This is a genomic window from Alcanivorax sp. REN37, assembly GCF_041102775.1.
Lineage (GTDB): Bacteria > Pseudomonadota > Gammaproteobacteria > Pseudomonadales > Alcanivoracaceae > Isoalcanivorax > Isoalcanivorax beigongshangi.
Genome location: NZ_JBGCUO010000001.1, coordinates 1,702,891 through 1,716,235 on the forward strand (window position 1 = coordinate 1,702,891; position 13,345 = coordinate 1,716,235).

Consider the following 13,345-nt stretch of genomic DNA (forward strand, 5'->3'; position numbering starts at 1 on the left):
GTTTCACAACCAACGCCAGCGCCGCAGCAATACCGCGATCGCCGCGCCCACGCCCAGCAGCATCAGGCTGAACGCCACAAATCCCCATGGCGACTCCGCGCCCGGAATGCCCCCCAGATTCACCCCCAGCAAACCAGTGAGGAAACTCAGCGGCAGGAACACACTGGACACCAAGCCCAGCAGGTACATGCGCTGGTTCAGGGCCGCCGCCAAACGGTTGCTGAGGTCTTCTTGGGCGATCACGCATTGCTCACGCACCATGTCCAGATCTTCCAGCAATCGCTGCAACCGATCCAGCGCCTCGCGCACCACACCGCGCTCAACGTCTGCCAATTGCGGCGCCTCTGCCAGCTTCAACAGCGCATCCCGCTGCGGCGTAAGGAAGCGGCGCATGGTCATTACCCGTCGGCGCACCCGCGAGATGTCATCCAGCAACGAGCGGCGCTGTTCGCTCTGCACTCGCTCATCGTAAGCCGCCACCTCGGCCTCCAACTGGTCTACCACCTGCTCCAGGTTCCACACCAAGGTGTCCACCAGCGCTACCAGCACCGCGGCTGGCGTGGCCACGGTGTTGGCACCGTCACGCAGCCGCTCGGCCACGTCGTCTACCGCCCGCAGCGGCCGCCGCTGGCAACTGATCAAGCAATCAGCGGTGAGCCAGGCACGCAGCGAGATCATGTCTTCCGGGGCCGCGCCCGGATTAAGGTTGGCACCCCGGAAGAACGCCAGCAGGCCACCTTCAGCGGGCGCCACCCGCGGCCGAGTGTCGGCCTGAGTCAGCGCCCGTGCCGCCCACAGCGGCACCCCGGCGCGCCCGAGCCAGCTCGGCAGCCGCGGGTGTGCATAGTGACAATGGACCCAGAGCGGGCCCTGTTGAGGAGTCCAGTCGGCCAGTGCCGACGGCGGCAAACCGTGCCAGGCACCGTCACGGAAACAGAGTGCGAACAGCACGCCGTCCATGGCAGCTCAGCCTACTTTCACCAACACCCGGCCCCGGATGCGGCCGGCGAGGATGTCGTCGAACTGTTCCGGCAACTCGTCGAGCGAATAAATGCCGCTGCAGATCGCCGGCAGTGCTTCCAGCTTCCAAGGGCCACCAAACAGATCCCAAATCGCTGCCTTCTCGGCCAACGGCTGTTCAACACTGTCGACCCCCAGCAGCCGCACATTACGCAGGATGAATGGGAACACCGTCAGCGGCAGCTCGGCGCCGCCGGTCAGCCCGCAGCAGGCGATGGCGCCGCCGTAGCGGGTGGTCTTGATCACCTGCGCCAATACTTGGCCGCCGACTACGTCCACCGCACCCGCCCAGCGCGGCGCTAACATCGGTTTATCCTGCCCCGCTTCCAGTTCGCTGCGGTCGAGACACTCGGCAGCTCCCAAGCTGCGCAGCCAATCGTGGGCCAGCGTCTTGCCAGTCATCGCCACCACGCGGAAGCCAAGCTGGGCCAGCAACGCCACGGCAATGCTGCCAACGCCACCACTGGCGCCGGTGACCAGTACGTCGCCCTGCTCCGGGGTCAGCCCGGCCTGCAGCAAGGCGCGCACGCACAAACCGGCGGTGAGACCGGCGGTACCCAGCACCATGGTGTCCTGCAGCGCCAACCCGGCTGGACACGGCAGCACCCATTGGCCCGGCACGGCAATACGCTCGCCGTAGCCGCCTGCGGTGCCCATGCCGAGGTCATAGCCGGTGATGATGACCTCGGTGCCCGGTGCCAGACGACCGCTGCGGTCCGACAGCACCACCCCGGCGGCATCAATGCCGGGCGTGTGGGGGTAATGGCGGGTAACGCCTTTGTTGCCGGACGCCGACAGCGCGTCTTTGTAGTTCAGCGACGACCAATGCACATCCACCAGCACATCGTGCTCCGGCAGCTCATTGACGTTGCGCTGCACTAGGTTGGTGCGGTAACGGCCATCCTGCTCGCAGGTCTGTAGGGCACGAAAAAGGTGATCCGCCATGGGTGATCCTCCTGGTCAGGGATGAGCGCCGCAGCTCAGTGGCGCCAGCGTTGCAGGCCGCGGTGTAGCAGCCGTTCGGAGACGCGCATCAGCGAGGCCTCCATGGCCAGCCCCAGCCGTTCGGCCAAGCGCGGTTTGCTCTGCCAACGCAGCTCGTAGACCTCGGCGTCACGGCAGCGCAGCAGCAGGTAATCGTCGCTGGTGGTGATCTCATCCACCAATCCCAATTCGCGGGCCTGGATGCCGTACCAATGCTCGCCAGTGGCGACGCGATCAATGTCCAAGCCACGGCGGTTTTCGCGCACGAAGTCCTTGAACAGCTGATGGGTCTGGTCCAGCTCCTGCTGGAATTTCTCGCGATCACTGTCGGTGTTCTCACCGAGCATGGTCAGGGTGCGCTTGTAGTCGCCGGCAGTCATCAACTCCACGTCGACGTCATTCTTCTTCAACAACCGATGGAAGTTGGGAATCTGCGCTACCACGCCGATCGAACCCAGCACCGCGAACGGTGCGGCCAGCACTCGGTCACCGAGGCACGCCATCATGTAACCCCCGGATGCCGCCACCCGGTCCACGCAGATGGTCAGCTTCAGTCCCTGCTGGCGAATGCGCTTCAACTGCGACGAGGCGAAGCCGTATTCGTGCACTAAGCCACCGGGGCTTTCTAGTCGCAGCACCACTTCATCCTGTTTGTCGGCTACTTGCAGCAAGGCGCTGATTTCTTTGGAGATAGGATGTGCCTCGGAGGCGCTCACGTCGCCATCGAAGTCGAGTACAAACACACGTGCGCGGCGTTTCTCTTCCACCGGGCCACGCATTTTCTTCTCGGCCTTGGCGCGGGCTTTGTCGTCCTTACGCTGCTGCTTGCGAGCGCGTTTGCGCTCGTCATCGTCCAGCACCACGGACTCGATGCCATCGCGCAATTCATCCAGTTCTTCGTTCAGGTGACGTACCCGCAGTTGGCCACCACCGTCACCGCCATCGCGTTGGCGCGCCAACAGCGACAGCAGGCCACCGAGCACGAACAGCACCGCCAGCGCCAAGGTCACCACCTTGGCCAGGAACACACCGTATTCAATCAGATATGCAATCACCCAAGACTCCAGAACCTATCGATCGCTCAATCACGCCAGGCGGCTTCGGCCGCACCGTTGAGGGGTCTGGCCTGTAACACGCCGCCGGCGCGTACCACTTCAAACAACGCACCATCTGCCAACGGCAGGAAACGGGCGCTGAGCAGTTGTTCATGGGTCAGCCATTGCAGCGGCTGCCACCGGTTCGCAACCGGGTTGTGGACCTCGGCCTGGGCCCGGTCCTGCTCCAGCACCAGATAACGGCCGCTGACTTCCTGCAACCGGTACCCGGCCGGCCCGAGCCACGCCAGCAGCGACCGCCATTGCAGCCATTGCAGGTCGAGTTGCCACAGGTCGCCGCGAAGGGCGTAATCATGAACGTCCCCATTCGGAAGTGCCACCGACAACTGATACTGTTGCGGCCCCTCGGCGCGGATGCTGACAGTGGCCAACGGCTGGCCGTCCACTGCGCGCGGCAGCGGCTGTAGCAGCAGCACCGCCCACACCAACACTCCAGCTGCGCCCCACAGCGCCAGCCCGGCACTGCCAATCAGCCAACCGCGCAACCAGCGATGGCGCAGCAGCACCACTGCACCCGCCAAGGCCAATACCAAACTGGCGCCCAGCAGGCTCCAAATCGCCATGCTTCCATTCATCCGTCCGCACTCCCGCCATCGCCGCGCAAAGCGCGGCGCCGCTGCAGCCAAGTTTCAATCAAACCACGCGCTATCGAACCCGGCGGCGGAATGGTGGGCAACTCATCCATATGCCACCAATACGCTTCGGCAATTTCCTCACCGTCCACCTGGATGTCGCCACTGTGGTACTCGGCAAAGAAGCCAAGCATCAACGAGTGCGGGAACGGCCACGACTGACTACCGTAATACTCCAACTCGCCAAGCCGCAGCGCGACTTCTTCGTGCACCTCACGGTGCACCGCTTGTTCTGCGCTTTCTCCGGCTTCAATGAAACCAGCCAAGCAACTGAAGAAGCGTGCCGGGAAACGTTGGTTGCGTGCCAGCAACACCTCATCGCCGCGGGTTACCAGCGTGATGATGCAGGGCGAGATGCGCGGGTATTGGGTCAACCCGCATTGTTCACAGCTCATGGCGCGGTCATGGGGATGGTGCGCGGTGCGCTGGCCGCAACGAGCGCAGAATTGGTGATCGCGGTGCCACGTCAGCACCTGGGACGCGCGGGCGGCCATGGTGAAGGTGGGCTCATCCATGGCGCCGATCAGCCGCCGCAGTTCCTCTGGATAAAAACCGGGCACCTTCTCGTCGGCGGACGCCATCGCCATCGCATAGCATTCCAGACCACGCAAGCGGCCCAAGTAATGCTCTTGGCGGTCAGCCAGCCCGAGCGCTGCGGCACTGTCGACCTCCGGCAGCAACGGCAGATCCGGATCTTCACTGACCCATAGACTGGTGTGGTGGAACAGGAACCACAGGCGACGCCCGTTGGGGTCCAACGGGCGTGGAATCAATTCGAGATCATCAAACACAGGCGCACACTCCAACGAGTGCCCGCGGATCAGGCCGGTTCAGCGCTGGGTACCGCATAGCCGAGTTCTGCCATGCTGGCGGCCGCCACGTCCAACACCGCCTCCCCGATGGGCTTCTGCTCTTCCATGCTTTCCAAATAGTAGTCCACGCTGGTGACCGCATCGGCCAAGGTTTCCATAGCGCTGTGCGGCGGTACCGTGGCCTCCGGTGCCAGCAACTGTTCCTGAATGTAGCCCCGGCACCGCTCCAGCACCTGCTGCGCACGTTGCAGCTCCAGGAACATCAAGCCGCCAGACACGCCGGTGAGCACCGACGGGACATTGACCAGGTGCATGGTATCACCCTGGCTCTCCAGGTAAGTGGTGAGACTGCGCTTAGTGAGTGACAGACCGGCCCGGCACTCGCCCACCACGGTGCGGCGAGCGTCGTCGAGCTGGTACATGGAAATCTTGTCGTTGCGGATGTCGCGGTTGATGTCGTCACGCGGAGCCACGCGCCGCTCTAGTGCGGCGATGGCATTTTCAACACAGAGCACGTCGTCCATCAGCAGCGGATACTGGGCGTGTTCTGGGGTGAGCATCTGCTCCGACTCAGCCTGCAACTGGCTCGCACGGCCACGCAGATGCTCAGCATCCGCCGTCAGTGTCACCATTTCCAGCGTGCCGGCCAGCCGGCCGAACATCTCGCCGAGGTCGGCGCAACGGGTGTCCAACGCGCCTTGGCTGACCATGTCCAGATGCTGCTGGAGCATACCCAGTTCTTCCTTGAGGCCGGCGGCGACCGAACGGGTTACCGAGGCACTGGCACCGCTCATGCGGGTCATTTCCTGCTGCAACTCGGCTTCCGTGGTCAGCATCGGCAACGCGGTGGCGGCGGCGATTTCGCCGGCCACGCCGCTGCGAACGGAGGCGATCGCCAGCAGATACAAGCTTTCCTGCACCAATGCCGGCGGCGGCGGTGATGCCAGTGCCTCGGCGCCCTGATAGATCACCGCCTTCAACTGACGGTCATATTGGGACAGCAGCTGCCGCCGGGAGGCGGTGATCAACATGCGGTCCATGGACAGCCCTTGCAGCACGCCCTGCGCCAACCACCACAGGCTGCCTAGCGGCGCCGGTCCGCACAGCCGGTCCATGCCCGCCATGGCCCGCGCCATCAGTTTCAGGCCGCTGCCGCCCTGGTGGCGCAGCACCGCCAGCAAACCGGCTTGGTACATGTGCCGCAGCCGCCGTGCCAGACGCGGCAGGTCTTCTACAGCAGCCTGGGCCGGCTCTGGTTCCGGCTGGCGCAGCAGTGTGCCGGGTAGCTCAAAAAAGAACGATTCCGCCAGCAGCGGTTGGCCGAGCGCCGCGCGCAGTTCATTGATGCCGGGCACCAACAACGGCGGCAGCGGTCGATCGGTCAGTTGGACGTATTCGAGGTAGCGCTCCAGTAACAGCGCAGCGCGGCCGAGGGCCGCTAGGTCAGCGTCGGTCAGCTGCGCCGGTGGCCGCTGGAGCGCTTGGCGCATGTCATCCAGCAGTACCACCGCCGCCGGCAGTTCCAGCATGCGGGCAATACCGTGTACCTGTGCCACGGCCTCATGGGCGCGGGCCAGGTCATCGGTACGGCTACGGTCTTCGGCAAAGGCTTCCAGCGCGGCCTCGATCACCGCTAACGTCTGGCCCAGCTCGTCACGCACCAACGTAATGGAAGTGGTATTGGATATGGCTACCATGTTCGCGTCCCCCAGCCCGCTTGGCGGGTGCATGGCCCGCCACGGTCATTGTCCTGATGGCAGGCCGCCCCGGTCCCCGATCCGGTGGCGCCCTGCGTTGCCGTTCAAAGCTGAAACGATGCGTCAACAATTGCCGGCAAGCAACTGACGGCGCAGCAATTTGCTAACCAGCACACGCTGTCAGTGCAGCGCCTCGCCATCCTGCTGTCGGCGCCACAGCGCGCCCTGCTCCAACTTCTTGCCGATCGCATCGAGCTTTGCTTCGTGGGCCGCGAGTTCTTCTGCGCCGGCGTTGATCACCGGTAGCGGCGCCCGTGCGGCGAGCCGGCGAATTGGCTCCACCGCCTGTTCGCCGCTGCTGCTTTCCTGCCCACCCAGTGACAGCCGGGTCTGGCCGCCGGTCATCACCAGATACACTTCGGCGAGAATCTGCGAGTCGAGCAAGGCGCCGTGGTATTCACGATTGAAGTGGTCAATACCGTAGCGGCGGCACAGCGCATCCAGATTGTTTTTCTGGCCCGGATGCTTGGCGCGTGCGATTTGCAAGCTGTCGAGCACGCCGCAGCGCGCTTCCATTAGTGGCGCAATGCCGGCCAGCTTCAGCTCGTGATTGAGGAAGCCGATATCAAAGGCCGCGTTGTGAATGATCAACTCGGCACCATCGACGAAGTCGAGAAACTGCTGCGCTACGGCAGCAAACAGCGGCTTGTCGGCGAGGAACTCCAGCGAGATGCCGTGCACGCGCTGGGCGTCCTCGTCAATGTCGCGCTGCGGATTCAAATACAGGTGCAAGTGGCGTCCGGTGACCCGGCGCCCGACCAGCTCCACACAACCGATCTCGATGATGCGGTGGCCCTCGGACGGTTCGAGGCCGGTGGTTTCGGTGTCCATCACAATCTGCCGCACACTCATGCGCCTTGCTGCTCCTGCTTGTTCAACAGTTCATCAATACCCCGGTTGGCCAACTGGTCGGCGCGCTCGTTGCCGGGGTCGCCATTGTGGCCACGCACCCAACGCCAGTCGACCCGGTGTTTGGCCGCTGCCGCATCCAGACGTTGCCACAGATCAGCATTCTTGACCGGTTCCTTGGCGGCAGTGCGCCACTGGCGTGCTTTCCAGTTCTTGAGCCATTCGCTCATACCTTTGCAGACGTACTGGGAGTCAGTGAACAACACCACCTCACACGGCTGGCGCAGCGCCTCCAGGGCACAAATCGCCCCCATCAATTCCATGCGGTTGTTGGTGGTATCAGGCTCGCCGCCCCACATTTCCTTTTCATGTTGCCCGGCACGCAGCCAAGCGCCCCAGCCGCCCGGGCCGGGGTTACCGCGGCAAGCGCCGTCGGTATAGATGGTGACTTGTTTCAACTCGGAATCCCTGATGCTCAATCCACCGGCCGCTGTCGCCGCTGCCAACGGGCCATTGGCACCGCAATCACGTTGGGCGCCTGTTCTGGCAAGGCAAAGCGCGGGCGCAACGGCCGCATCATGGCGGCGCGTTTGCGCGCTACCAGTACATAGAAGGCCCCATGCTGGGGCCAAAGACGACGACCGATGCGCGACCACAGTCGCGCTAGCCGCCCTTGCCGAGCCCGGGGCAGGCCATATTCGCCGCCTTCCAAGCCGTCCACTTCACAGGCCAGTACCTGCAACCAGTCACTGACCCGGTGCGGCCTGATGAAGCGGCCGCTCCAAGGTGCGGATCGACGCCGGCGCAGCAGCCGCGCCAGGCCCCAGAGACTGAGCGGCTGGAAACCAATCACCACCAGCGCCCCACCCGGCTGCAACGCACGAGAAACCTGCCCCAGCAACAGGTGCGGATCATCTTCGAAGTCGAGCGAATGGTGCAGCACTACCAGATCCAAACACTGCGGCGGAATCGGCAGCTGCGACGGCCGTGCCTGCAGATCCGCACCCGCACTGGCGCTCAGCGTCCATGTCAGCGGCATCACGCAGGACGACAGCAACGGCGGCGGCGTGCCGACACTGCATTGCAGTGCGCGGGTGCCCGGCAGTCGCGGTAACACCTCCGCCAACACCGCCTGCTGCTGCGCCAAGATCGACGCGCCCAACGGCTCCGCCAGCCAGCGGGAAAACTCGGCCGGCGTCTGCGGGGTGAGTTTGGCAAACGGAGATCGGATCAATCGTGGAAGTGCCATGGCCACGCTCGCTCGTGATAAGGTCCCGAGTCTAATGCGGTTACCGCACACCTGCCACCGGCTGACCCGACGACAGGACTGCTGCCATGCAACTCCACCCGATTCCCGCTTTCGACGATAACTACATCTGGGCTTACAGCGACGCGGCCGGCCACACCGTGATCGTGGACCCCGGTCAGGCGCAGCCCGTGCTTGATTGGCTCGCCCGTGAGCAGCGCACGCTGAGCGCGGTGCTGATCACCCACCACCACGGCGACCATGTTGGCGGGCTGGCGGCGTTGCTGGCGGCACACCCGGTGCCGGTCTACGGCCCCGCCCATCCCGCTATCCCGTGGGTGTCCACGGTGGTGGTCGACGGCGACCACATTCCGCTTGCGGCCCCAGCAGTGACGTTCTCGGTGCTGGCGGTGCCCGGCCACACCCTTACCCATCTGGCTTTCTTCACCGCCGACGGCGGCCAGCCCGTGCTGTTCCCTGGCGACACCCTGTTTGCCTCCGGCTGCGGCCGCCTGTTCGAAGGGACCCCAGCGCAGATGCTGGCCTCACTGGATCGGTTGGCGACGCTGCCCGCCGATACCCGCGTGTGCTGTGCCCACGAATACAGCCTCTCCAACGTGCGCTTTGCGCGCGCGGTGCTACCGACTGACAGCGCGCTCGCCGCCCGCCAGCAGCAGATGGAAGCCCAACGCGCCGCCCAGCAACCGACGCTGCCGGTGACGCTGGCCGACGAACTTTTGTGCAACCCGTTCCTACGCGCTGACGACCCACGCGTGCAGCAGGCGGTCGCCAGTGAAAGCGGACAACCGGTCGCTGACCGCACCGCTACATTTGCTGCCCTGCGCGCTTGGAAAGATCGCTTCTGACTCGCCGCCGTTCAGGTAAAAAAGCTCCTTTTTGCATGAAACTCTGCCACTGACTGGTTAAGGTGACGGCAATCGCGGCAACGCCCGGGGGGCGTTGCCATGCCATTTTCCTCCAACCCAGGCAGGCCAAGCACATGCCCACACCCGCCACACCCAAGCGCAGCACTATCCTTGCGCCGGTGTTCTATCCCGCCATTGCCGTGATCGCCCTGCTGGTGATCGGCACCATCGCCCAGCCCCAGCGGGCAGCCGAATTGTTCGGCCATATGCTCAGTTACTTCACCACCAACTTCGGCTGGTTCTACATGCTGTCGGTGGCGGTTTTCCTAGTGTTTATTGTGATCGTGGCGCTGTCGAAGTGGGGCCATATCAAGCTCGGACCGGACCACGCTGAGCCGGAATACAGCTTCCCGGCCTGGTTTGCGATGCTGTTTTCCACCGGCTACGGGGTGGCGCTGTTGTTCTTCGGCGTCGCCGAACCGGTGCTCCACTACGCTTCACCGCCGGCGGGTGCGGCGCTGACACTGGACTCCGCCCAGCAAGCGATGCAGATCGCGTTCTTCCACTGGGGCTTCCACATCTGGGCCATTTACGGGTTGGTCGGATTGGTGCTGTCGTACTTTGCCTTCCGCCACGGCCTGCCGCTGTCCATGCGCTCAGCGCTTTACCCGATCTTCGGCGAACGCATCCACGGGCCGGTGGGCCATGTCGTGGATGTGGCGGCGCTGCTCGGCACCATGTTCGGCATCGCCACCACACTTGGGTTGTCGGTAATCCAGATCAACACCGGCCTGCACTACCTGTGGCCAGACATCCCAGTCAGTGTCGGCGTGCAGGTCATCGCTATCGCCATCATTAGCGGGTTGGCGACGATTTCGGTGGCGGCGGGCATGGACAAAGGCATTAAGCGTCTGTCGATGATCAATATCGTGCTGGCGTTGGCGCTGATGATCTTCGTGTTTGTCACCGGCCCCTCGGTGTTCATCCTTGAAACCTTCCTGCAGAACACCGGCAGCTACCTCAACAACATCGTCGCCCGGACTTTTAACCTGCAGGCCTACAGCCGCACCGACTGGATCGGTAACTGGACGCTGTTCATCTTCGGCTGGACCATCGCCTGGGCGCCCTTTGTCGGGCTGTTCATCGCCAAGATCAGCCGTGGCCGCACCATCCGCGAATTCGTGTTTGGGGTAATGCTGGTGCCGGCGTTCTTCACCTTCCTGTGGTTCTCGGTGTTCGGTGATACCGCCCTGCACCTGATCATTGTCGACGGCTACACCGAGCTGATCAGCCAAGTGCAGCAGGATGAAGCCATCGCGCTGTTCAAGCTGTTCGAGCAACTACCGCTGACCAAGCTAGTGTCATTCGTGGCGGTGGTGCTGATCTCGATCTTCTTTGTGACCTCGGCCGACTCCGGCGCGCTGGTGATGGATTCGCTGGCCTCCGGGGGCACGCCGGTGACGCCGGTTTGGCAGCGCATCTTCTGGTCCGCCACTGCTGGCGTAGTGGCTTCGGTGTTGCTATTGGCTGGCGGTCTGAAAGCGCTGCAGGCCATGACCGTCGCCACCGCTCTGCCGTTCGCCATCATCATGCTGATGGCCGCTGCCGGCATGTGGCGTGCGATGGTGATCGAGGGCCACCAAGAGACCAGTCTGCAGACCGACAACAAGAAAAACACTGGCGCTAACCTGCCGTGGAAGAAGCGATTGCTGCGTTTGATTGATTACCCCACCCGCGAACCGGTGGCGCAGTTCATCTCCAGCACCGTGCTGCAGAGCCTGTACCGGGTGCGCTACGGCCTACTGGAGCAAGGCTGGCCAGCGGAAGTGGTGTTCGATGAAGAAAGCGTGCGCGCGTGGATCGAGGTGGTGAAGGAGGACAAGGTCGACTTCCTCTATGAAGTGCGGCTGCGTGCCCATCCACGCCCGGACTTTGCTGAGCAGCAGGACGACACCGACGACAGCATCGACCCCAATTACTATCGCGCCGAGGTGTTCCTACGCCGAGGTGGCCAGTCCTACGACCTGTTTGGCTACGAAGGTCAGGATGTGATCCGCGACGTACTCGACCAGTTCGAGAATTACCTGCAGTTCCTTGATGTATCGCCCGGCAGTCTGCCGTGGAAACGCTTCAACGTGGATACGCCATACACCGACGGCAACGGCGACCAGCCGGACCCCAACACTCCCGCCTCTTGACCGCTTGCGGGGGCGCCGTCCGGTGCCCCCGCCCTCCACTGACTCGGTCCAAGCGACCACTGGCGCACAGTTTTCTCCGCTCGGCGGCCATAAGGGTCGCTGCCCGGCGATGGAGCCGGTATCCTGCCGCGATCTTTTTTACAATCGGCGCCCACCTAGCGCGCCGCAGGGACCGACGGAGCTCCATCGATGACATCCCGTGCTGTGCTACTGGTCGGCGCGCTGGGCAGCCTGTTAACCGGCTGCACCCTGACCTCGCCGCTCGACCAGCTGGCACCGATGCCGGCACACACCATGTCGGCCCAGGCTGAACACGACGCTGATATCCTAGAAACCCGCCCGCGGCTGGCGTTGACCGCACCGGTCCCCAAGACCGAGCCCGATCTCTGGCAGCGCCTGCGCGCTGGTTTCACCCTCACCGATCCAACGACACAACAGCCACGCATCGACGCCCAGCGCCGTTGGCTGCTGCAGCATCCTCGCTACTTCGACCAGGTGTTCCAGCGCGGCGAGCGCTACCTGCACCACATCATTAGTGAAGCAGAGCGCCGTGACATGCCACTGGAGCTGGCGCTGTTGCCGGTAGTGGAAAGTGCTTTCGACCCGTTCGCCTACTCCCACGGTCAGGCCGCCGGCCCGTGGCAGTTTGTGCCCTCTACAGGTCGCCATTTCGGGCTGGAGCAAGATTGGTGGCAGGACCAGCGGCGCGACATCCTGCTGTCTACCGATGCCGCCCTCACCTATCTGAGCCAACTGGCACGCCGCTTCGACGGCGACTGGCTGCTGGCGTTAGCCGCCTACAATGCCGGCGGCGGCACCGTAAACCGCGCGCGCACCCGCAACCTGCAACAAGGTCGCGCTACTGATTTTTGGAGCCTGGAACTGCCGCGCGAGACCATGGCGTATGTGCCACGTTTGCTGGCACTGGCCCAACTGGTGCGCGACCCTGATGAGCATCAGCTGACCCTACCACCGCTCACCGATCAGCCCTATTTTGAGGTGGTGAACACCGGCGGGCAGATCGACCTGTCAGAGGCCGCCAAGCTCGCCGGCATGTCACTGGATGAACTCTACCTGCTGAACCCGGCCTACAACCGCTGGGCCACCGCGCCACAGGGCCCGCACCGACTGCTGGTGCCGGTCGCGCAAGCCGAAGCATTGCGCGCCGGTCTCGCGGCGCTGCCGCCGGAGCAGCGGCTGCGCTGGCAGCGTCACACCATTGCCCGCGGCGATACCCTCAGCGGCATCGCCCAACAACACGGCACCACCGCCGCGGTGCTGCGTGAAGTGAACAAGCTGAACGGCAATAACATCGTCGCCGGCCGCACGTTGATGATTCCGCAGCCGGCCGCCGGCCAGCGTTACGCACTCAGTGCCGAACAGCGTCTGAGTCGGCAGCAGGATCGCCCCCGCAGCGGACGCCAGCAGCAGCGCCATGCAGTCCAACCGGGCGAATCACTGTGGCAGATCGCTCGGCGCTACGGCGTGCAGGTGCAGGAATTGGCGGCCTGGAACCAGATGGCCCCGGCCGACACCCTGCGCACTGGCCAGCAACTGGTGGTGTGGACACCTGCCACGCAGTCGACCAGCGCCGCCCCCAGTACCGTACGCCCGGTGCACTACGCGGTACGCCGGGGCGACTCGCTGTCGACCATTGCCAACCGCTTCAATGTGTCGGTGAGTGAAATCAACCGCTGGAACCGGCTGCAGGGATCACTGCTGCAACCGGGCCAAGCGTTGACCCTCTATGTGGATGTTCGCAACAGCCGCTAACCTCCTCTCTGCTGCCCACACCGGTCTGGCTTTGTGGCACTATCTGCCGATTGCTGCATCGCCGCCGGTGCTGAACCCCGCGCCCGTTCTGTG

At 64.0% G+C, this 13,345-nt stretch carries 12 protein-coding genes; 3 read left to right on the plus strand and 9 right to left on the minus strand.

What is annotated here, in order from left to right; all coding sequences use genetic code 11:
* Positions 1-3: 3 nt before the first annotated feature.
* The 9 genes from AB5I84_RS07720 to AB5I84_RS07760 form a co-directional block, all read right to left on the minus strand.
* Complete coding sequence (locus tag AB5I84_RS07720; protein ID WP_369455279.1) at positions 4-960, minus strand: zinc transporter ZntB; 957 nt, start codon at positions 958-960, stop codon at positions 4-6.
* A gap of 6 nt (positions 961-966) precedes the next feature.
* Positions 967-1,965: a YhdH/YhfP family quinone oxidoreductase gene (locus tag AB5I84_RS07725; protein WP_369455280.1), complete on the minus strand. Its 999-nt coding sequence runs from the start codon at positions 1,963-1,965 to the stop codon at positions 967-969.
* A gap of 35 nt (positions 1,966-2,000) precedes the next feature.
* On the minus strand, positions 2,001-3,059 hold the full coding sequence (gene sohB, locus AB5I84_RS07730) for a protease SohB (RefSeq protein WP_369455281.1): 1,059 nt from the start codon (positions 3,057-3,059) through the stop codon (positions 2,001-2,003).
* A gap of 26 nt (positions 3,060-3,085) precedes the next feature.
* On the minus strand, positions 3,086-3,682 hold the full coding sequence (locus AB5I84_RS07735; protein WP_369455282.1) for a hypothetical protein: 597 nt from the start codon (positions 3,680-3,682) through the stop codon (positions 3,086-3,088).
* A gap of 8 nt (positions 3,683-3,690) precedes the next feature.
* Complete coding sequence (gene nudC / locus AB5I84_RS07740) at positions 3,691-4,542, minus strand: NAD(+) diphosphatase (protein ID WP_369455283.1); 852 nt, start codon at positions 4,540-4,542, stop codon at positions 3,691-3,693.
* A gap of 29 nt (positions 4,543-4,571) precedes the next feature.
* The gene (locus tag AB5I84_RS07745; protein ID WP_369455284.1) at positions 4,572-6,260 is read right to left on the minus strand and encodes a FimL-related protein; all 1,689 of its coding nucleotides are present in this window, start codon (positions 6,258-6,260) and stop codon (positions 4,572-4,574) included.
* Between the two features lie 180 nt (positions 6,261-6,440).
* Positions 6,441-7,166 carry a DNA polymerase III subunit epsilon gene (dnaQ, locus tag AB5I84_RS07750; RefSeq protein ID WP_369456072.1) on the minus strand — a complete coding sequence of 242 codons (726 nt, stop codon included), beginning with the start codon at positions 7,164-7,166 and terminating at the stop codon, positions 6,441-6,443.
* Positions 7,167-7,168: 2 nt separating this feature from the next.
* Positions 7,169-7,627: a ribonuclease HI gene (rnhA, locus tag AB5I84_RS07755; protein WP_369455285.1), complete on the minus strand. Its 459-nt coding sequence runs from the start codon at positions 7,625-7,627 to the stop codon at positions 7,169-7,171.
* Positions 7,628-7,644: 17 nt separating this feature from the next.
* On the minus strand, positions 7,645-8,418 hold the full coding sequence (locus AB5I84_RS07760; RefSeq protein WP_369455286.1) for a class I SAM-dependent methyltransferase: 774 nt from the start codon (positions 8,416-8,418) through the stop codon (positions 7,645-7,647).
* Positions 8,419-8,504: 86 nt separating this feature from the next.
* Between AB5I84_RS07760 and gloB the strand changes: the two genes are divergently transcribed.
* The 3 genes from gloB (at position 8,505) to AB5I84_RS07775 (ending at position 13,252) form a co-directional block, all read left to right on the plus strand.
* A complete protein-coding gene (gloB, locus tag AB5I84_RS07765) occupies positions 8,505-9,281 on the plus strand; it encodes a hydroxyacylglutathione hydrolase (protein WP_369455287.1) in 777 nt (258 codons plus the stop codon).
* Positions 9,282-9,415: 134 nt separating this feature from the next.
* Positions 9,416-11,479 carry a BCCT family transporter gene (locus AB5I84_RS07770; protein ID WP_369455288.1) on the plus strand — a complete coding sequence of 688 codons (2,064 nt, stop codon included), beginning with the start codon at positions 9,416-9,418 and terminating at the stop codon, positions 11,477-11,479.
* Between the two features lie 189 nt (positions 11,480-11,668).
* Complete coding sequence (locus AB5I84_RS07775) at positions 11,669-13,252, plus strand: LysM peptidoglycan-binding domain-containing protein (protein WP_369455289.1); 1,584 nt, start codon at positions 11,669-11,671, stop codon at positions 13,250-13,252.
* The last annotated feature ends 93 nt before the right edge of the window (positions 13,253-13,345 follow it).

What these genes read in the sequence shown, in the direction of transcription:
- AB5I84_RS07720 (WP_369455279.1), bottom strand. Translation starts at nt 960, where the DNA reads ATGGACGGCGTGCTGTTCGCACTCTGTTTCCGTGACGGTGCCTGGCAC.
- AB5I84_RS07725 (WP_369455280.1), bottom strand. Translation starts at nt 1,965, where the DNA reads ATGGCGGATCACCTTTTTCGTGCCCTACAGACCTGCGAGCAGGATGGC.
- AB5I84_RS07735 (WP_369455282.1), bottom strand. Translation starts at nt 3,682, where the DNA reads ATGGCGATTTGGAGCCTGCTGGGCGCCAGTTTGGTATTGGCCTTGGCG.
- AB5I84_RS07745 (WP_369455284.1), bottom strand. Translation starts at nt 6,260, where the DNA reads ATGGTAGCCATATCCAATACCACTTCCATTACGTTGGTGCGTGACGAG.
- AB5I84_RS07760 (WP_369455286.1), bottom strand. Translation starts at nt 8,418, where the DNA reads ATGGCACTTCCACGATTGATCCGATCTCCGTTTGCCAAACTCACCCCG.
- gloB (WP_369455287.1), top strand. Translation starts at nt 8,505, where the DNA reads ATGCAACTCCACCCGATTCCCGCTTTCGACGATAACTACATCTGGGCT.
- AB5I84_RS07770 (WP_369455288.1), top strand. Translation starts at nt 9,416, where the DNA reads ATGCCCACACCCGCCACACCCAAGCGCAGCACTATCCTTGCGCCGGTG.
- AB5I84_RS07775 (WP_369455289.1), top strand. Translation starts at nt 11,669, where the DNA reads ATGACATCCCGTGCTGTGCTACTGGTCGGCGCGCTGGGCAGCCTGTTA.